The sequence below is a fragment of the Yoonia sp. SS1-5 genome (genome assembly GCF_038443705.2).
Classification (GTDB): domain Bacteria; phylum Pseudomonadota; class Alphaproteobacteria; order Rhodobacterales; family Rhodobacteraceae; genus Yoonia; species Yoonia rhodophyticola.
On sequence record NZ_CP151767.2, the window covers coordinates 4,007,779 to 4,027,751 of the forward strand.

A 19,973-nucleotide genomic window follows, 5' to 3' on the forward strand; every position below is an offset into this window, starting at 1 on the left:
CCATCTTGCCTATAAGGCCCCGAGAAGATTGCGGAGCGGCTGATATGTCCAACGAAATGTCCCCGATTGACAAAGCCAAGTTTGTGGCCGCCAAGCAGGCCACGGAATATGTGACATCGGGGATGAAGGTGGGGCTTGGCACCGGGTCCACCGCCGCGTGGCTTGTACAGTGCCTGGGCGAAATGGTCCGTGAAGAGGGGCTGCGCATCAAGGGCGTTCCCACCTCAACCCGCACCGCCAAACTGGCGCGCGAGGTCGGGATTGAGGTCATCACACTGGACGAGGCGAAATGGCTTGATCTGACCATTGACGGCACGGACGAATATGATGCGAACCTGCAGCTGATCAAAGGCGGCGGTGGCGCCCATCTGCAGGAAAAGGTTGTGGCGACCGCCAGCGACCGGATGATCGTGATTGCGGATGCATCCAAAAAGGTCGAAACACTTGGGGCGTTCCCGCTGCCGGTCGAGGTGATCCCGTTCGGGATGCAGACCACCAAGGCCCTGATCGAGGAAACACTGGCGGGCATGGATGTGCTGGGCCAGGAGGTGACACAACGCCAGGCTGGTGACGATCCGTTTGTCACCGATGAGGGGAATTTCATCCTTGATCTGCACCTCAAGCGTATCGGCGCCCCCCAGACATTAAGCCTTGCACTGAACCAGATCCCCGGCGTGGTCGAAAACGGGCTGTTTCTGGATATCTGCGACACCGTGATTGTGGGCCATGGTGACGGGCGGGTCACTGTCCGCGACCTGTCCGATGACGGGGGTGCCGAGATCCACTTTAACGTGCTGGACGACACGAATATCTTTGCCGATCTCAATGACTGATGGAGCTGAATAATGGCCTTTGACTACGACCTGTTTGTGATTGGCGGCGGCTCTGGCGGGGTGCGTGCGGCACGGGTGGCGGCTGCGACGGGCGCCAAGGTTGGTCTTGCCGAGGAATTCCGCATGGGCGGAACCTGCGTGATCCGCGGTTGCGTACCAAAGAAACTGATGGTCTTTGCATCCGGCTTTTCCGAGATGTTCGCGGATGCGGGCGCCTATGGGTGGGATCTGACACCCGGCCCGTTTGACTGGGGCAAATTCCGCCCCAAACTGCATGCCGAACTGGACCGGCTGGAGGGGATCTATCGCAAATTGCTGGGTAATTCGGACGTGACGATTTTTGATGCCCGCGCCGCGCTGAAGGATCCGCATACGGTCACTTTGTCCACGGGTGAGGAGATCACCGCCAAGCATATTCTGGTGGCCACAGGTGGCCGGCCAGTGGTGCCGGACCTGCCCGGGGCAGAGCATGCGATTACCTCGAACGAAGTGTTCCTGCTCGATGATATGCCAAAATCCATCCTGATTGTCGGCGGCGGATATATCGCATCCGAATTTGCGGGGATCATGAACGGGCTTGGGGTCAAAACGACCCAGTATTACCGCAGCGAACAGATATTGCGCGGTTTCGACAATGAGGCCCGCGGGATCGTTGCCGACGGCATGCGCGAGAAAGGCGTGGATCTGCAGGTCAATACCAATGTTGTGTCGATGGAAAAGCGCGACGATGGCATTCTGGTCAAGGATACACATGGGCGCGACCTGCTTTTTGACCAGGTCATGTTCGCCACCGGGCGGCGCCCGAACACCGATGATATGGGGTTGGAAACCGCTGGCGTCCTGCTTGGGCGCGGTGGCGAGGTTGTCGTGGATGAATACAGCCAGACGGGGGTCCCCTCGATCTACGCGATTGGGGATGTGACCAACCGGGTGCAGCTGACGCCTGTTGCAATCCGCGAGGGCATGGCCTTTGTCGAGACCGTTTTCAAAGGGAACCCGACCCCGGTTGATCACGCGTTGATCCCGTCGGCCATTTTCACACAGCCCGAAATGGGGACGGTTGGCCTGTCCGAGGAAGCGGCAAGCGCGCAGGAACCGGTCGAGGTCTATGCCACTACATTCAAACCCATGAACCACGCCTTTGCCGGTCGCGAGGACCGCGTGTTGATGAAACTGATCATCAGCAAGCAAAGCCGCAAGGTATTGGGTTGTCATATCGTCGCGGACCACGCGGGCGAGATGATCCAGATGGCCGGAATCGCGATCAAGATGGGGGCAACAAAAGAGGATTTCGACCGAACGGTTGCAGTTCACCCCACGATGGCAGAAGAATTGGTGACGATGAAGGAACCGGTTCGGACAACTTGATTTCGCCCGAAGACACCACACATGGCATGACAACGGCCCGGTGACGTTAGGGCGATGCATAAGGGAAGCGTAGACATACGATGGCAGGAAATAATGGGGGCCCTTGGGGCGGCGGCGGCAACAATGGATCAGGTGACGACGACAATCGTCCCAATGGCGGGCGCAAACCCGGCGCCGAGGGGCCTGGCATTCCCGAAATTGATGATCTGGTGAACAAAGGCCGCGAGCAGCTGCGCGTTCTGATGGGCGGCGGCGGTGGCGGCAATAACAAGGGAACCGGCGGTGGCGGCGGTGGGCCGCAACTGACACGCGGTACGATTGGGTTGGGTCTGCTTGGTGCTGCGGCGCTTTGGCTCTTTGCCTCATTCTACACCGTGAAACCCGAAGAACAGTCGGTCGAATTGCTACTGGGGCGCTATCTGCAAACCGGCGGTCCGGGCCTGAACTTTGCCCCCTGGCCGATTGTCAGCCGCGAGGTCATCGCGGTGACCTCGGAACGCAACATTGACATCGGCACCAGCCGGGCTGGCATGGATGCGGGCCTGATGCTGACCGGCGACGAAAATATCGTGGATATTGATTTCCAGGTGGTCTGGAACATCACCGACCCGCAGCAATATCTGTTCAACCTGGCCAATCCGCCACAAACAATCGAGGCCGTCGCGGAATCAGCGATGCGCGAGATTATTGCCCAATCGGAATTGGCGCCGATCCTGAACCGGGATCGTGGGGCCATTGCCGATAACCTCAGCACATTGATCCAGACCACGCTCGACAGCTATGACAGCGGCGTCAACATCATCCGTGTGAACTTTGACAAGGCCGATCCGCCGGATCCGGTCATCGACAGCTTCCGCCTTGTGCAGGATGCTGAACAGGAACGCGACCGGGTACAGAACGTGGCTGACGCCTATGCCAACCGGGTTGTCGCCGAGGCACGTGGTAATGCGGCCCAAATTCTTGAAGAAGCCGAAGCGTATCGCGCACAGGTCGTCAACCAGGCCGAGGGTGAGGCAAGCCGCTTTTCAGCCGTTCTCGCAGAATACCGGAACGCGCCCGAGGTGACCCGCAAACGCCTGTATCTGGAAACGATGGAAAAAGTATTGGGCGGGGTCGAAATCATTCTGCTGGACGAAGGTGACGGCAGCGGCCAAGGGGTTGTCCCTTACCTTCCGCTGAACGATCTGCGCCGTAATTCACCCGCAGCACCAGCTGCCGGAGGGTCAAACTAATGAAAAAGAGTATGTTTCTTTTGCCCATCCTGATCGTTCTGGTCGTGGGCGCGATATCGTCGGTCTTCATCGTTGATGAACGCCAAAAGGCGCTGGTGCTGCAATTCGGCCAGATCAAACAGGTCAAGGAGACGCCCGGCGTCGGGTTCAAACTGCCGCTGATCCAGGAAGTGGTGCGCTATGACGACCGGATCCTCAGCCGTGATCTGGAACCGCTGGAGGTCACACCATCTGATGACCGTCGTCTGGTTGTTGATGCCTTTGCGCGCTACCGTATTGCCGATGTCGAACAGTTCCGCCGCGCCGTTGGTGCGGGCGGGGAAGAGGCGGCAGCCCGTCGTCTGGATTCGATCCTGCGCGCAGAAACGCGCGAGGTGCTGGGTTCTGTGACATCAAACGACATCCTGTCGGTTGACCGGGCGGCGCTGATGCTGCGTATCCGCAACTCTGCGATTGCCGAAGCGCAGGCGCTGGGCCTGCAGGTGATCGACGTTCGTTTGAAGCGCACAGACCTGCCGACCGAAAACCTCAACGCCACGTATGAGCGGATGAAAGCGGAACGCGACCGCGAAGCCGCCGACGAAAAGGCACGCGGTGAAGAAGCCGCGCAGCGGATCAGGGCCGGTGCAGACCGGACAGTGATCGAGCTTGTCTCGGACGCAGAGCGTCAAAGTCAGATCATTCAGGGTGAAGCTGATGCGCGCCGCAACGCGATTTTCGCGCAGGCATTTGGGTCGGACCCGGAATTCTTTGAATTCTACCGGTCAATGACAGCTTACGAGCGGTCCTTGCGTCCGGGCAATTCGACCATGGTGCTGTCGCCTGACAACGAGTTCTTTAACTATCTGAAATCGGATTCGGGCGCTGCCGCAGACCAGTAAAGCGCGGCGCTCCTGACGAATTTTGGGGGGCTGGCCATGTGGCTGGCCCCTTTTCGTTATTGACCGACCCACCGCGTATCTGGTGCGACGGCCAGGGCGACCTTGCGGGCCAGATCGCGGGATATGACCGCCTCGACCGCCAGTTTGAAGCGCGGGGACCGTTTGCACCGTCTGGCAAGGTCATAGCGTCGCCAGACCAGCACCTCTAACCCCGCAGGCAGTCTGGTTGTTGCCGCACTTGGCCCGTCGGTCAGAAAAGCAACCTCGCCCGCAAATGTGGGACCGGGGACGTCAAACGCGGCTGTCCCCTTTTGGACGGCGAACGTGCCACCGATGATGAAATAAAGGTGATCAGGCCGCTGCCCTTGGGTTGTTGCGACAATGTCGGCGCGCAGGATCTGGCGCTTTGCGGATGTGACGAGATTGCGAAAATCGCCGGGGGGGAGATCGTCGAATAACGGGTATAGATCGGCATGCGCTTTCGGGATCGCCCAGCGTGCATGTTTTGCATAAAGCCCCACCAGCCCGATCAAGATCGTCAGAACTGTCAGGCTTGAGATCAGTATCGCGCCCCAAAGCGGGGCGTCGGCAACCGTGTAATAATAAGCGATGTAGAAACATGTACCCGCCAGCAGGGTCAGCCGCAGATAGACCTGGTTGATCAGAAGATAGCCGCAAATCTGCAAGGACCCTGCCATGGTGATCAGCAGGGAAGAGGTCGTAAGGTCGGTCAGCATTGGGTGGTCTCAACAGGTAACTGGGTGATGGATCAACAGATCGCGTGCTACTTGACGCGCGAATTGGCCATGTGGCAACTGCTCATTTTGGATAGCACGACAAATCACATCCGGTTGATCATTTGCGACGCATGTTTGTGTTGCACATTCGCCGCCCTACATAGATCATCAGATATCAATCATGCCCCGCAGGTTTCGGGGCCGGATCAACCGAAAAAGGAGATATGCCCGTGAAATCGAAGGCAATCGCAATCCAAAAAGACCAGGGGCAGGCCCGGCGCCTGCTGACTGCGTTGTTTGGCGCCATGGCGCTTGCATTGGCCCTTGTTCTCGCGCAGGCGACCGCGTCGGATGCCCAGACACGTCCGACCACATTCGCCGATCTCGCAGAACAGGTCAGCCCATCTGTCGTGAATATCACGACAAGTACCGTTGTTGCAGGCCGCACCGGGCCGCAAGGCATCGTGCCCGAAGGGTCCCCGTTTGAGGATTTCTTCAACGATCTTGATCGCGGTCCCGGTGACGGCGCGCGCAGGTCATCCGCGCTGGGATCCGGTTTTGTGATCTCTGCGGATGGTTTTATCGTCACAAATAACCACGTGATTGAAGGGGCCGATGAAATCCTGATCGAGTTCTTCTCGGGCGAGGAACTTCCGGCCGAGCTGGTCGGAACCGATCCAAACACGGATATCGCTGTTCTGAAAGTTGACGCGACCGATCTGCCCTTTGTTGAATTTGGTGACAGTAACGGGCCAGGTTCGCGGGTTGGCGATTGGGTGATGGCGATGGGGAACCCGCTGGGTCAGGGTTTCTCAGTCTCTGCCGGTATCGTATCGGCGCGCAATCGCGCGTTGTCGGGGACTTACGATGACTACATCCAGACTGATGCTGCGATCAACCGCGGGAACTCTGGCGGCCCGCTGTTCAACATGGATGGCGAGGTCATCGGCGTGAACACCGCGATCCTGTCGCCCAATGGCGGGTCTATCGGGATCGGCTTTGCGATGTCGTCGGCTGTTGTGACCAATGTGGTCGATCAGTTGAAGGAATTCGGCGAAACCCGCCGGGGTTGGCTGGGTGTGCGCATCCAGGATGTGACGCCTGATATGGTTGATGCCATCGAGGGGCTGGACCTGGCCCGTGGTGCCTTGGTCACTGATGTACCTGCTGGTCCTGCGGAAGATGCAGGCATGCTGTCAGGCGATGTGATCCTGAACTTTGACGGCGTTGAAATCGAGGATACAAGGGAGCTTGTTCGCATCGTAGGCAACTCGCCCGTCGGCAAGGAAGTCCCTGTCGAGGTTCTGCGCGATGGCACGATGGAGCCGCTGACAGTTGTCCTGGGTCGTCGCGAGACATCCGAAGCCGTGGCATTCCCTGCATCAAGTGATGAGCCGGAAAATCCGCAAGAGGCTGATTTGCTGGGCCTGACCCTGTCGGAGATCACGCCAGAGCTTAGCGAACAGTACAGTCTGAACCTTGACGAAGGTCTGGTGATCACCGGGATCAACCCGGATTCGGAAGCCGCCTCAAAAGGTCTGCTGGAAGGTGACGTGATCACCGAAGCCGGCCAGCAGTCGGTCGCATCCATCGCTGATCTGGAAGAGCGGATCACAGCCGCAACCGAAGGTGGGCGCAAGTCCATCCTGCTTTTGGTGCGTCGCGGTGGCGACCCGCGGTTTGTGGCGCTGGTGCTGGAAGAATAAGCGCATCACCGGCCATCAACATTTTCAGGGGCGGTCCGACAAGCGGGCCGCCCTTTTTTCATGTCTGGTTCTGCGGCAACCCATCCGCGATATCGTAATAGTCCCCCTTTTCGGCGACATAGATATGCATCGAGAGTTTGGTCTGGGTGGGGGTGTCAAATGCGCCCATGGCGACCGCTGTCCAGTCCTGAAAAACCGGATCCCAGAACAAGGTTGAACCGCAGGTCCCACAAAAGCCGCGCCGGACTTTGGGGGATGACTGATACCATTTCACCTGTTCTTGTCCTGCGGTGATGTCCAGCGCAGTCCTTGGGATATCAACGGACGCCTCGTAATGCCCTGAATGCTTGCGGCAGGCCACGCAGTGGCAGGCACTGGGGGCGGGCAGGTCACCTGTGACGGTGAACTGCACCACACCGCAGAGGCAACTGCCCTTATGCATGCGACGCCTCGGCCTTGGGCATCTGCCGGATATTCCAGACCAGCAAGGCCACAATCACCACCACCGCCGCTGCGTGAACAAGCAGGGTCGTGGGCCAGATACAGGCGGCACCTGCGATCCCCAATATGATGCGTGTGACAATGCCAATGGGCTGTTCCATACAGCCTTGCAATGCACCGGCAAGCGCGTAGATCCCCACCACCCCGAACAGGAAAATCCCGATCATCACCGGCCAGTCGCCCGCAAGAAACGGGGTATAGGCCATCATTAATGGGACGATATAAAGTCCCTTGGCCAATTTCCAGCTGGCAAAACCCGTGGCCATTGCGGGGGCTTTGGCGATGGCTGCGGCAGTAAAGGCAGCCAAGGCAACCGGCGGGGTGACATTACTGTCCTGGCTCAGCCAGAAGATAATCATATGCGCCGAAAGCACGGCTGCCACGGTGACGTCGGTGGGCACGACAAGGTCACGCAACGGTGCGGCCACTTCCAGGGGCAGTGCCTTGATGATGGCACCCGCCTCTTCAAGGCTTAGCGGGCCTGCAAGCACCGCAGGGTCGGGCACGCCAAACATCAGGATCGCGTCGCCCGCATCCCCCAACGTGCCGGCGGCAAGGGCCTCTATGACAAACCTGTCGGCAATCATGCCTGCAAGGGCAGGGGCCGACAGGGTCGCCAGAACGATATAGGCCGCTGTCACAGGCAACCCCATGCCTAGCACAAGGCTCGCCAGTGCAATCAGGACAATTGCGATCAGCAGATTGCCCCCGGCCCATTCTGCGATCATCAGGCTGAACGTGTTCCCGATCCCGGCGGTGGCGATCACATTCACCACCAGACCAACCGCGCAGAGCAATACGGCCGTCATGATCATGCCCTTCGTACCCATGACCATGGCCTCGAATACGGCGCGTGGGGTCATCGGGTTGCTCGTCAGCCAGCTGGACGCAATCACCGCGATGATCCCGAAGACGGCTGCATAGGCAGGGGTGAACCCCGCCACCAGCATGCCGATCAGCCCCCCGATGGGGATGACAAAGCTTGCGCCGCCTTTGACGAAAGCGGACTTCAACGTCTCGCCATCGCTTTCCATCGGCGGCAGGCCGAGGCGACGGGCCTCGATCCGGACAAAGAACGTGACCGACAGAAAATAAAGCAGGGCGGGCAGGGCCGCGACAGCGACGATGCGCTCGTAGGGGATCTGGGTAAAGCTGGCCATCACAAATGCCCCAGCCCCCATGATCGGCGGCATTAGCTGACCACCGGTGGACGAGGCTGCTTCGACCCCGCCTGCGAATTTCGGCGGGAACCCGGCCCGCTTCATCAGCGGAATGGTGATAACGCCGGTTGATGCGGTGTTCGCCACGGCCGAGCCCGAGATGGTGCCGGTCAATCCAGACGCGATGACAGCGACGATGCCAGGGCCACCAACCATACGACCCGCCACGGCGCGGGCCAGATTGATCACAAAGTCACCCGCACCCGACCGCAAAAGGAAGGCGCCGAAAATGATGAACAGAAAGACATATGTCGAGGATATACGCGCAATGGTACCGAACATCGCATCATCGCCATAGATCGACCGGAATGCGATGGATTCCCAGCTGAGCCCCGGAAACGAAAACACACCGCTGATCAGCTTGCCCCAGAACCCGACATAGCTCAGCGCGATGATGATCAGCAGCGGAATGACCCAGCCGGTCAAGCGTCGTGTCAATTCAATCGCGCCAATGATGCAGATCGCTGCGGCCACCCAGTCAAGGGTATTGAACTTCACACCCCGATCATAGATGCCCTGCTCGGCAAATGGCATGTAGATCGCTGCGAGCGCGACGATCACGCCAAATGTAAGGTCAAAGGCCAGTAGCGGGCCGCTGCGGGTCTTGCCCTTGATCAGCGGATGCAGGACGGCCGCAAGAAAGGCGAAGCCTGCAAAATGGTAGGCATTGCGCTGAAATTCCGACAGGATCGGGTCGAAGGCGACATAGATATGGCCAACCGCGATCACGAAACATAACAGCGTCAGCGCCAGATTTGGCAGGCCGGTCGGTTCACGTAAGGTTGGTCCGTCAACGGACTTTTCGTTTGCCATATCACCCCCCAAATTTGTGATCTGGCCCGCTTCAGGAACGGGCCAGATGATCATTTATTCGGCGATCAGGCGATCAGGGATGTCGATCCCGACTTCCTGATAGTACCGGGCCGCACCGGGGTGAAGTGGCACGGGCAGGCCAGCAATGGCTTGTTCGATGGCCATCACCTTTGTGGCCGGATGGATTGCCTGCAGGAAGGGCAGGTTCTCGTAGATCGTCTTGGTGATCAGGTAGACATTTTCCTCGGGCAGATCCGCGCTGGTGGCGAGGAAATTCGGCTGCGCGATGGTATTCACGTCGGCCGTCTGTCCGGGATAGGTGCCTGCGGGGATCGTGTAAGGCGTCCAGAGGCCGCGACCACCATCGGCGGCTGCGACTTGTTCGTCGGTAAAGTTCAGCATTGTGACACTGTCGCCGGCGGCAGCCATCAACTGACTGATTGCGCCGGTGGGTACACCTGCGGGCGTTCCGATCCCTTTGACCTGACCGTTCTGCAGTGCTTCTGCGGATGGGCCGTAGCCTGCAAAAACAAGCTCGTAATCGGCCTCAATATCAACGCCAAAGCCGGACAGGATCGTGGCGTTCGACCCGATGGTGCCAGAGTTCTGGCGACCCAGCGCCATGCTCTCGCCCTTCAGGGCAACCATATCTTCGATTGTGCCAGTGGGGGCGGCATCAGCGGCAACAACGAATTGTTCCACATTCTGCCACAGCATCGTGACCGAGCGCAGCTTGTCCTGCGGTCCGGATTCCTCAAGCGGGCCGGTGCCGGTTGCCGCGTAATACCCAAACAGGCCCTGCAGGATGCCGAACTGCGCCTCACCTTCGCGGATCAAACGCACGTTTTCGCCTGATCCAGCAGAGCTAATCGCCGACATTCCGATTTTTTCGGCCGGCTCAAGCTTGACCTTCACAAGGGTCGAAAGTGCGACGCCAACCGGATAATAGGTGCCGCCTGTGGATGCGGTCGCCAGAATGTAGCTGGCCTCTTCCGCTTGTGCCGCAGGGCTGGCGAGGACCAGGGTTGCGGCAACTGCCGCCGAAAAATTTCTCATTATATCTCCTCCCTAGAGACTTTCTTGCGCCGCTTTTTGGCAGCGGGTGCATGAAGAAAACCGTGATGCCTTGCGCAGAACAAGTGCAGTCGGCAAAATAGTTTTAACACTTTGAAGTAAAACATATAAACGTGGGAAGGGCCACCGGACCCATGAAAATTGTGCGGATTTTCACACGCCTGACGCGGTTGCGTCCGACTCGCGGGCAGCAAATCGGGTGGTTTGCACAGGCTGTTTTTCTGATTTTGGCTGGCCCATTGTTTATGTGTGATTTACTAACCACGGGGACGATTTCAAAAACCGTGAGGAACGAGGGCAGATGGCCAAGATTACTTATGTAGAGCATGGCGGCAAAGAACATGTGGTTTACGTGGCCAACGGCCTGACGGTGATGGAGGGCGCCCGCGACAATGGTATTCCCGGGATCGAAGCTGATTGCGGCGGTGCGTGTGCCTGCTCGACCTGCCACGTTTATGTCGATGATGCCTGGGTCGAGAAACTGCCCGCCAAGGACGCGATGGAAGAGGACATGCTGGATTTCGCGTATGAGCCTGATGCCACCAAGTCGCGTCTGACCTGCCAGCTGAAAGTCACCGACGCGCTTGACGGGTTGCGTGTGCAGATGCCTGAAAAGCAGATTTGATCAGATCGCTTGCATATGTTTTCGGCCTGTGGTCCGGGATGGCCTGTGCCGAACCGATGATCACCGGTGCTGCATTTGATGACCCGACCAAACGCTATGCCCATGGCATCCTGGGTGACGCGGTCGAGTGGGGCAAGTTGCGCTTTAATACCGCAAATGCGCCCGGTGATGTCGCTGACGCTGGCGAATCCTGGGCTGGTCGCGCGTTCAGCATCACACTGCCCGAAGACCACGTGTTCGAAGATGTCTGGCCCCGGCTATGGGATGTGACCGGCGATGGGTTGCCCGAGATGGTGGTTGTCGAAACAGATGTGACAGCGGGCAGTGCCCTTGCCATCTATAACCATACCGGAAAGCTGGCCGAGACCCCGCATATCGGCCAACCCAACCGGTGGCTTGCGCCGATTGCAGCTGCTGATCTGGATGGCGACGGGCAGATTGAGATCGCCTATATCGACCGCCCGCATTTGGCCAAGACCCTGCGTGTCTGGCGTTTTGCAGATGGTGCATTGGTGCCGGTTGCGGATTTCGAAGGGCTGACAAATCACCGGATCGGTGAGGCCGATATTGGCGGTGGTCTGCGTGATTGCGGCGACGGGCCAGAGCTGATCACAGCCAATGCCGACTGGTCGCAAGTGATGGCCACGACCTTGCGCGACGGGGTGATTGAAACCCGCCCGATTGGCGCACATGTGGATCGCGGGTCATTTGCCACGGCGCTGGATTGTGCGCCTTTGCCCTGATGTTGCTTACCCGATCTGGGTGGACAGCATCAGCAACATGGCGATCTCGCAGAATTGCTGCGTACCGCCAAGGGTGTCGCCGGTTTGCCCACCGATTTTTGTCTGCGCGATCAGGATGCACAGGAATGTGGCCAATCCGGCCATGACAATCAGCCAGCCCTGACCAATGCCAATAGCAACCATCATGGCCATGCCAACGGCAATCGCGGTGGTGGCGGTGGATGGGCGGCCAACCTTCCGGCTCAGCCCGCTGTCGCGCGCATGCGGCAAGGCGCGCATGGACACAACCATCGCCGCCCGGCTGAGCATGCCAACGATGATCAGTGTGCCCCAATATTGCTCCAGCGCGATCACGGCAACCAATGTCAGCCAGCGGATCAGAAGCGACAAGGCCAGCGCGATGGCCCCATACGCCCCCAGATGGCTGTCTTTCATGATTTCCAGGCGGCGGTCACGGTCCCAGCCACCCCACAGACCGTCGGCACTATCGGCCAGACCGTCCTCGTGCATGGCGCCGGTCGCGACGACGGCGATGACCAGAATAAGTGCCGCAACAACACCGATAGGCAACCCCGCCAGCGTCAAAAGGGCCACGGCACTTGCCTGCAAAACACCCACAACAATACCAACCAGCGGATAGGCCCAGGCGGCGCGGGCGCCCCGCGCGGTGGCGCCTTCTTCATCCACAGGGATCGGCAAACGGGTCAGCAAGCCGAAGGCTGCCGGGACATCCTGCCAGTGGATCAATTCGCTGGTATTCTTATCCACAACAGATGCCTTTTCATTGCCGGTACTTTGGTTAGACAGGTGCAAAGATCAACCTAACGAGGACCTGATGCAAGCGCCCTTTAACACCTTGGTAACCTTTCGTGAAACACTGAATGCAGCTCCGGCAATAGATCAACGCGCTTGTGATGATGCGCAGGCCCGCAATGGGCAACTGACAAAGCCGCCAGGTGCGCTGGGCCGGCTGGAAGATCTGGCCATCTGGTATGCGGGCTGGCGTAGCAACCCCAAACCGATGATCGCGCAACCGCAGGTGATTGTTTTTGCTGGAAATCACGGGGTCTGTGCGCAAGGCGTCTCAGCCTTTCCGCCCGAGGTGACCGCGCAGATGGTTGCGAATTTCGAGCACGGGGGCGCCGCGATCAATCAGCTGTCCGCTGCCTTTGGTGCCAAGATGGATGTCTGCCCGCTGACGTTGGATCAGCCAACTGCGGATTTCACAAAATCACCCGCCATGAGCGAGGAGGAGGTTGTGACGGCCCTGCGCACAGGGTGGGAGGCCGTTGATCCAAACGCCGACCTGCTGGTGACCGGCGAAATGGGGATCGGCAATACGACGGCGGCTGCAGCAATTGCGGCCAGGCTTTTTGGTGGCAGCGCCGAAGACTGGACCGGGCGTGGCACCGGGGTGGATGATGACGGGCTTGCGCGCAAGACCCAAGCCGTCGCACAAGGGCTTGCGCTGCATAGCAGTAACGACCCGCTGGAGGTTCTGCGCTGTCTTGGCGGGCGCGAACTGGCCGCGATGGCCGGGGCAATTGCGGGTGCGCGGCATCACAGAATTCCGGTTATCCTTGATGGGTTCATCTGTACAGCTGCCGCATCCGTTCTGGACAGGGCCGCGCCGGGGGCGCTTGATCACGCTGTTGCCGGGCATCTCAGTGCAGAAGGTGCGCATGGCCGGATGCTTGAGGCGCTGGGCAAAGAGCCGCTATTGCGGCTGGGCCTGCGCCTTGGTGAAGGGTCTGGCGCCGCGTTGGCCATCGCTGTGCTGAAAGGGGCCGTCGCCTGTCATTCTGGCATGGCGACCTTTGCGGAAGCGGGGGTTGCCGCAGGCTAGCTTGCCTTGCGGTCACTTGATTGTTCGCGCGCGGCCAATGCGGTTTCCAGCTCATTATTGAGTTCTTTGGCCCGCGCCACATATTCCGGTATTTCGGCAACGGGGACGCCGGGCTTCCACAGCTCGGCCAATTCGCGCATGGCGGTGCGATCATGCTGGTAAAAGAACTGTTCGGCCTCCGCCGCTTCGAAATCCGACAGGCCCAGATTTTCCAGCGCATAGCGTCCCGCGCGCAGCGAACTGTCGAACATTTCCCGCACGATGTCGTTGGCGCCAGCGTTATAAAGCTCGTAGACATGCACACGGTCGCGGGCGCGGGCCACAATATGAAGATCGGGGCGGGCGCGCCGGGCATACGCGACGATCCGGTTGGCTGAGTTCTTGTCATCAACGGCGACAACCAGAACCCTGGCGTCTTCCAACCCTGCCGCATTCAGCAGATCGGGCCGGGTCGGGTCACCAAAAAAGCCCCGATATCCAAATTTGCGCATCATTTGAACGGTCTGCAGGTTGCTGTCGATCACCACGGTCGAAAAACCCGCACTTTGGACCAGCCGGTTAACGATCTGGCCGAACCGGCCAATCCCGGCAATGATCACGGTTCCTTTCTCGTCCACCTCATCCTCGGGGTGCTGGGCGTGATCCCCCATGCGTTTGCCCAGAACGTCATGCAGGATGAACAAGAGCGGGGTGATCAGCATTGACAGCGCGACCACCAGCAGCAGCGTCCCTGACAGACCCGGCGACAGGACCCCCTGTTGCACCGAAAAAGAGATCAGCACAAAACCGAACTCACCCGCCTGGGCCAGACCAAGGGTAAACAGCCAGCGGTCCTTGCCCTTTAGTTTGAACAGTACCGCCAGCCCGAACAGGACCAGCCCCTTGATCAGCATCATGCCCAGGGTCAGGCTAATCAGATAAAGCGGTGCCTCGAACAGCAACGCAAAGTTGATCCCGGCACCAACGGTGATGAAGAACAGCCCAAGCAAAAGACCCTTGAACGGTTCAAGGTCGCTTTCCAACTCGTGCCGAAATTCCGAGTTCGCCAGAACAACACCGGCAAGGAACGTCCCCAGCGCCGGGGACAGGCCAACCAGCCCCATCAGAACGGCGATGGACACCACCATCAAAAGCGCCAATGCGGTATACATCTCGCGCAGGCGGGCATGGTGGATGTAGCGAAACACCGGCCGGGTCAGAAAAATACCCGTCAGGATGACCAGACCAACGGCGCCAAGGGTCACAAGCGTCACGCCCCACCCCGGCAGGCCTTCAACGAGGCTGAGGCTTGCATGTGCCGTGTCGTGCCCATCCGTGATCCGTTCAACAGACCCATCTGCCGTGATCCGCATCGCGACGGGGGCTGCAAGCAGCGGCAGAAAGGCCAGCATCGGGATGACGGCAATGTCCTGCGTCAACAGGACGGAAAATGTCGATCTGCCGCCGGCGGTCTGCATCAACCCTTTTTCGGACAGGGTTTGCAGCACGATGGCGGTTGAAGACAGCGCAATGACAAAACCGATGGCCAGTGACGTCGCCCAATCATAGCCAAGCAGCATCGCAGCCAGCATGATAGCTGTTGTTGTCACGCTGACCTGCAGACCGCCCAAGCCAATCAGCCGGTCGCGCATGTTCCACAACGCGCGCGGTTCAAGCTCTAGCCCGATCAGGAACAGCATCATCACCACGCCAAATTCGGCAAAATGCTGGATATCAACTGTTTCCGTGCCGACCAGGCCGGTTATCGGGCCAATGACGATCCCGGCCAATAGATAGCCAAGCACTGACCCAAGCCCTAACCGGGCGGCCAGCGGGACGGCAATGACCGCAGCACCCAGATAGATTGTCGCCTGAAAAAGAAAGCTTTCCATAATCTTATATCGCAGCCTTGAACCACCGGCGCAACGTGGCAAACCGCGCCTGCGGCTTCAAATAGCCGCCTTTTGTAAACAAAGGATGGCGCGTTCCCGCCCGATCAAACGGGCAATGGCGCGTCGGGTTTGACCCGCTCCATCACGATCTGGCTTTGAACCCTGCTGACCGCTGGATGCGGCAGCAGGACCTGCTGGACCAGCAGGTTCAATGCGGCAAGATCTGCACAATAGACCCGCAACAGGTAGTCCGCCTCGCCCGTCAGGGTCCAGGCGCCGACGATATCCGGGCGCGTGCGGGTCATGCGCACAAAATCTTGTGCATTCTGCGCTGTATGCGTGGCCATCACGATCTGGATAAAGGCCTGCACACGCAGCCCGACCTTTTCCGGCGACAGATAGGCGCGGTAGCCGGCGATGATCCCTTCTGTTTCCAGCCGTTGCCGCCGGCGCCCAGCCTGGGATGGGGACATGTTCAATGCCTCGCCAAGACCATGCGCAGTGATGGTTGAGTCGCGCTGCAGGGCAGCCAACAGTTTCAAATCAATCGGGTCGAGTTCCATGCGGATATCGCGCGCTTTCGGCTTCAATAATGCGCAATACTCGCATATTTTGTCCGATACTTCTACAAGTTTGCTCAACTTCGCCGGAAATCACGCGCTATGATCCCCCTAACAAGAGGAGATGACACCATGGGACCTTTTCCACATGACGCGCCAAAGGCGACAATCACCGATGAGAATCCGGCAGGCACTGACGGGTTTGAATTTGTCGAATTCGCCCATCCCGAGCCCGAAACCCTGCGCGACCTGTTCACCAAAATGGGCTACACGCATACCGCGACGCACAAGACCAAGGATATTCAGCTTTGGCAGCAGGGCGATATTACCTATGTGATCAATAACGAATCGGGCAGTCATGCCCGCGAATTTGTCGCGCAGCATGGCCCATGTGCGCCATCCATGGGATGGCGGGTTGTTGATGCCCAGCATGCTTTTGACCATGCCGTCAGCAAAGGGGCCGTTCCCTATGAAGGGGATGGCAAGATGATGGATGTCCCGGCCATTCAGGGCATCGGCGGTAGCCTGATCTATTTCATCGACCAGTATTACGAGGCGAACCCGTATAACACCGCGTTCAACTGGGTCTCCAAGGCGCATCCCGGCGGCGTCGGCTTTCATTATCTCGACCACCTGACCCATAATGTTCACAAGGGGAACATGGATACCTGGTTCAAATTCTACGGGGACCTGTTCAATTTCAAGGAAATCCGTTTCTTCGATATTGAGGGCAAGTTCACCGGGCTTTTGTCGCGGGCGCTGACATCACCGTGTGGGCGGATCCGTATTCCGATCAACGAAGACCGGGGCGAGACCGGGCAGATCGTGGAATACCTGCGTCGCTACAATGGGGAAGGTATTCAGCATATCGCCGTCGGCGCGCATGACCTTTACGCCGCAACCGACGAGATCGCCGAACGCGGTATCAAGTTCATGCCCAAGCCACCCGAGGCCTATTACGATCTCAGCTATGACCGCGTGGTCGGCCATGACGAGCCCAAGGACCGGATGATGAAACACGGCATCCTGATCGACGGCGAGGGTGTGGTTGATGGGGGCGAGACCCGCATCCTGCTGCAGATATTCTCGAAAACCGTGATTGGGCCGATCTTCTTTGAATTCATTCAACGTAAGGGCGATGACGGATTTGGCGAAGGAAACTTCAAGGCATTGTTCGAAAGTATCGAAGCTGATCAGATCGAACGGGGTGTGCTGAAGGCAGGTTAACCCGAGGGGATCTGGATCGCATAGGTGCGACCGCGCTTGACGTAGTTCAGCGCGTCGTCACCGATGGCGGTCACCTGACCCCCATCAAGTTGGCTGCCGACCTGCACACGCACGTAACGCCCATTTGAAAGCCGCACCAGCGCGCGTCGCGCATTTGGCCGCCCATAGACCCCAATCAGATTGATGTCGCGCAGCCTGATCGCATCTTCGAGTGTTGCGGCCCGTGCTACGCCACCCGGAACGGGCGCAAAGTCGCGTGGGGCGACGGGTGCCGCTGCTGCAGGTTGCTGTACAGGCGGTGGGGCGGGCGTTGCCACGACGGCCGCTGTGCTGGCTTGTTGTGGTGCCGCACTGGGACGTGGCTGTGCGGCTGCAACGACCTGGGCAAAATTGCGCGGCCGCGTGTTTGGGCGGCGTGACTGCGTGACCGCACTGGCCGTTGCATCAACAAAGTCTGTTGCTGCGGTTTCTTCCTCGATCGAGGCGATGATCGAGGTGATATCGGGATTGCTTGGCAAGGCCGATGGCGTGGTCAGCCCCTCAGGCCGCAACCGGGGGCGCAATGTCGCCAATGTGGGATCGGCCGGTGGCAGGTCAGTCGCGTCTTCGGCCGGTTCAGGCTGCAAACCATCAAGTGAAACCGCGCCAGGCGTTGCGTCGAGGCTTGCATCAAGCACGTCGTCGGTGAGATCCTCAGCCGCGCTGCCCAGATTGCCGGGCCGCAGTGGTGGCGTCACGGCAGGCGGGCCTTGGACAAGGATGACACCCTCGGGTGGTGGCGCCAAAACGGCCAGGCGCTCCAGATCGGTTTCGGTGACGGTCGGGCGTGCCCGGACATTCAGATCAGGCAACCCCGCATAGACAATGGCACCTTCCGGCGTCACGGCCCCTTCGGGCGTTGCGGCGATGGCACCATCCGCATCAAGCGTAAATGTCGCATCTGGCGGTGGCGGATTGCTGGGCGCCAGAAAACTAAGGTCAGGTGCCAGTTCCTGTGTCTGTCGCAGCGTTGGCTGGGCGATCCGGGCGGGGGCGGCGATCAGGTCCGGCACCCCTTCGACCGTGGGCGATGTGGTGCGCGGCGCGCCAAGGGGCCGGGGCGCGCGTTGCCACACACCGGTGGTCGCATAGACCTGCTGCGCCTCATCGGGGCTTAGCACCCGGCCGACGACAACCGGCGCGCCTTCGGTAGCAGCCGGGGCGGTTTCAGCGTCCTGTGCGGGCGGGTTGGCAAATGGCGGCAAAACACTGTCCGGCGCGCTGGCGACGGGTAGTGCCGCAAAATCAACGGGTTCGTAAAGGCCCGGTGCAACGGCCTGCGCGGGGGCAGCGGCGACGGCTGTCGGTGCGGGGACAGTCCCTTGATCAAAGACGGGCAATTGCGGGCCTGCACCGGCGGTTGGTGCAGCCACCATTTCAACGTCTGCCGTTGCGGGTATCGCGGCCGCGTCGGTGGGGCCTGCGGGTTCGGGCGCGTCGCCATATTGCGTCCAGGCAAGCAGGCCAAGTGCGGCGATGCCTATGACGGCAGCTGTTCCGACAAGCAATCTGCGATTTGCATTTGCGGGTGGGGCATCCACCACACGTGGCTGACTGCGGCCCGTGGGTTCCGCAATCAGGGACTGCGCGGACCCAAGCGCCGGCGCAGAACTCATATGTGCCGGAACAACCGGTGTGCGCGAGCCTACCGCGCGGCGGCGCAGTCGCTGGGCCTGCCCGGGCTGTCGCGGATGATATTCCGCGATGATCGGATCAGGGGCCAAAAGCGTTGTGGCGCTGGCGGTTTCCGTGACTTTCGGTTTCCGGGGCGGCGTTTTTGCAGCAGGCTCTGCGGCCGCATCCTTGGCCGCTGCAGTTGTCTTCGTCGCCTTGCCCTTTTTCGGCTTTTTCGCCGCCTTGCGCTTTTTAGGCGCGGCAGGTGCAGGGCTGTCGGGCGTTGTCGTTTCAGCCTTTGGTGCGTCCGGCGCGGGCGCGTCTTCAACGGGCGTCACGGCGGTATCGTCTGCTACGGCGGGCGTTTCATCCGGTGCTGGCGCATCTGCCGTCTTTGGGGCAATCGGATCTGGTTGTTTGGCGGGCGCGCTTTCGACCACCGGGTCCGTCGCGACCTCGCTGAGCAGACAGGCGAGGTCGTTTTCCGGCGTCGGAGGCAGCTCGTCTTCGGGAATATCAAAGATCAAAAGCCGGGATTTGATCCGGGTGCCAACGCTCATGACCGGCAGAATATCACGTTCCACCCGACCCTGCGGGCCCAGAACGTCATGCATCATGCGGGTCGGACCAAAGAACACTTCGCTTTGAAAGGTGAACGGTTCCGGGATCGCAACAAATGAGACGGGATTGAAACGATGGGCGCGGGCAAAAGATTCTGCCTCGTCAAGGGTTTCGCGGGCAACGGCGGCAATATGGGTGCGGCCACCCCGGCGATCGCAATCAATGACCAGATCGGCCAGATCATAAGGGGTCGCCCCTTCAAGGGCCGCGTTGATGTCAGCCTCTGTCGTTCGGGTCGTGTCCAGGGCAAGATACTTGATCTGGTCGAGCGGGATGATGAGTTTCGTGATCATCCCGCCGGGTTCAAGTGCCATCGCCTTGCTGCGCAAATCGGCCAGAACATTGTCCAGATCGGGGTCTTCGACGTCAGCTTTTCCAACCAATTGCCAACCGCCCGTCACGCGGTGCAGCAATTCGATCCCGTCAAACGAGAGCGTCAGTGCGAAATTCGTCGTCATTTCG

Annotated in this window: 17 protein-coding genes; 9 read left to right on the top strand and 8 right to left on the bottom strand. The window is 59.6% G+C overall.

What is annotated here, in order from left to right:
• The first annotated feature begins 44 nt into the window (after positions 1-44).
• The 4 genes from rpiA to AABB31_RS21350 all read left to right on the top strand — a co-directional run bounded on the left by rpiA (position 45) and on the right by AABB31_RS21350 (position 4,314).
• Positions 45-833, top strand: a complete 789-nt coding sequence (gene rpiA, locus AABB31_RS21335; RefSeq protein WP_342076250.1) for a ribose-5-phosphate isomerase RpiA — start codon at positions 45-47, stop codon at positions 831-833.
• A gap of 12 nt (positions 834-845) precedes the next feature.
• A complete protein-coding gene (gor, locus tag AABB31_RS21340) occupies positions 846-2,201 on the top strand; it encodes a glutathione-disulfide reductase (protein ID WP_342076249.1) in 1,356 nt (451 codons plus the stop codon).
• A gap of 80 nt (positions 2,202-2,281) precedes the next feature.
• Positions 2,282-3,433, top strand: coding sequence for an FtsH protease activity modulator HflK (hflK, locus tag AABB31_RS21345; RefSeq protein WP_373635300.1), 1,152 nt, complete (start codon positions 2,282-2,284; stop codon positions 3,431-3,433).
• The gene (locus tag AABB31_RS21350) at positions 3,433-4,314 is read left to right on the top strand and encodes a protease modulator HflC (protein WP_342076248.1); all 882 of its coding nucleotides are present in this window, start codon (positions 3,433-3,435) and stop codon (positions 4,312-4,314) included. The genes hflK and AABB31_RS21350 overlap by 1 nt, the downstream gene beginning before the upstream one ends.
• A 56-nt stretch (positions 4,315-4,370) precedes the next feature.
• On the opposite strand, the gene AABB31_RS21355 is transcribed toward AABB31_RS21350, so the two are convergent.
• Entirely contained in the window at positions 4,371-5,051 is a 681-nt protein-coding gene (locus tag AABB31_RS21355; protein ID WP_373635301.1) for a cyclic nucleotide-binding domain-containing protein, read from the bottom strand.
• A gap of 224 nt (positions 5,052-5,275) precedes the next feature.
• Between AABB31_RS21355 and AABB31_RS21360 the strand changes: the two genes are divergently transcribed.
• On the top strand, positions 5,276-6,757 hold the full coding sequence (locus AABB31_RS21360; RefSeq protein ID WP_373635302.1) for a Do family serine endopeptidase: 1,482 nt from the start codon (positions 5,276-5,278) through the stop codon (positions 6,755-6,757).
• 58 nt (positions 6,758-6,815) lie between these two features.
• Here the strand turns inward: AABB31_RS21360 and AABB31_RS21365 are convergent, their stop codons facing one another.
• From AABB31_RS21365 to AABB31_RS21375, 3 genes are read right to left on the bottom strand one after another with little or no spacing between them, the layout of a single operon-like run.
• The gene (locus AABB31_RS21365; RefSeq protein ID WP_342076246.1) at positions 6,816-7,199 is read right to left on the bottom strand and encodes a GFA family protein; all 384 of its coding nucleotides are present in this window, start codon (positions 7,197-7,199) and stop codon (positions 6,816-6,818) included.
• Positions 7,192-9,291: a TRAP transporter fused permease subunit gene (locus AABB31_RS21370; protein WP_342076245.1), complete on the bottom strand. Its 2,100-nt coding sequence runs from the start codon at positions 9,289-9,291 to the stop codon at positions 7,192-7,194. Before AABB31_RS21370 ends, AABB31_RS21365 begins: the two co-directional genes overlap by 8 nt.
• Positions 9,292-9,345: 54 nt before the next feature.
• On the bottom strand, positions 9,346-10,347 hold the full coding sequence (locus AABB31_RS21375; protein ID WP_342076244.1) for a TAXI family TRAP transporter solute-binding subunit: 1,002 nt from the start codon (positions 10,345-10,347) through the stop codon (positions 9,346-9,348).
• Between the two features lie 319 nt (positions 10,348-10,666).
• Between AABB31_RS21375 and AABB31_RS21380 the strand changes: the two genes are divergently transcribed.
• Positions 10,667-10,990, top strand: coding sequence for a 2Fe-2S iron-sulfur cluster-binding protein (locus AABB31_RS21380; RefSeq protein WP_342076243.1), 324 nt, complete (start codon positions 10,667-10,669; stop codon positions 10,988-10,990).
• Positions 10,987-11,733 carry an FG-GAP repeat domain-containing protein gene (locus AABB31_RS21385; RefSeq protein ID WP_373635304.1) on the top strand — a complete coding sequence of 249 codons (747 nt, stop codon included), beginning with the start codon at positions 10,987-10,989 and terminating at the stop codon, positions 11,731-11,733. The genes AABB31_RS21380 and AABB31_RS21385 overlap by 4 nt, the downstream gene beginning before the upstream one ends.
• 6 nt (positions 11,734-11,739) lie before the next feature.
• On the opposite strand, the gene AABB31_RS21390 is transcribed toward AABB31_RS21385, so the two are convergent.
• Positions 11,740-12,501: an adenosylcobinamide-GDP ribazoletransferase gene (locus AABB31_RS21390; RefSeq protein WP_342076242.1), complete on the bottom strand. Its 762-nt coding sequence runs from the start codon at positions 12,499-12,501 to the stop codon at positions 11,740-11,742.
• A gap of 67 nt (positions 12,502-12,568) precedes the next feature.
• Here AABB31_RS21390 and cobT point away from each other — a divergent pair, with 67 nt between their 5' ends.
• The gene (cobT, locus tag AABB31_RS21395; protein WP_342076241.1) at positions 12,569-13,579 is read left to right on the top strand and encodes a nicotinate-nucleotide--dimethylbenzimidazole phosphoribosyltransferase; all 1,011 of its coding nucleotides are present in this window, start codon (positions 12,569-12,571) and stop codon (positions 13,577-13,579) included.
• On the opposite strand, the gene AABB31_RS21400 is transcribed toward cobT, so the two are convergent.
• On the bottom strand, positions 13,576-15,450 hold the full coding sequence (locus AABB31_RS21400; RefSeq protein ID WP_342076240.1) for a cation:proton antiporter: 1,875 nt from the start codon (positions 15,448-15,450) through the stop codon (positions 13,576-13,578). The two genes, cobT and AABB31_RS21400, sit on opposite strands and share 4 nt — an antisense overlap.
• A gap of 104 nt (positions 15,451-15,554) precedes the next feature.
• A complete protein-coding gene (locus AABB31_RS21405; RefSeq protein WP_342078919.1) occupies positions 15,555-16,013 on the bottom strand; it encodes an Lrp/AsnC family transcriptional regulator in 459 nt (152 codons plus the stop codon).
• A gap of 129 nt (positions 16,014-16,142) precedes the next feature.
• On the opposite strand from AABB31_RS21405, the gene hppD reads away from it, so the two are divergent.
• Complete coding sequence (gene hppD / locus AABB31_RS21410; protein ID WP_342076239.1) at positions 16,143-17,237, top strand: 4-hydroxyphenylpyruvate dioxygenase; 1,095 nt, start codon at positions 16,143-16,145, stop codon at positions 17,235-17,237.
• Here hppD and AABB31_RS21415 read toward each other — a convergent pair.
• The gene (locus AABB31_RS21415) at positions 17,234-19,969 is read right to left on the bottom strand and encodes a hypothetical protein (protein WP_342076238.1); all 2,736 of its coding nucleotides are present in this window, start codon (positions 19,967-19,969) and stop codon (positions 17,234-17,236) included. The genes hppD and AABB31_RS21415 overlap by 4 nt on opposite strands.
• Positions 19,970-19,973 lie beyond the last annotated feature (4 nt).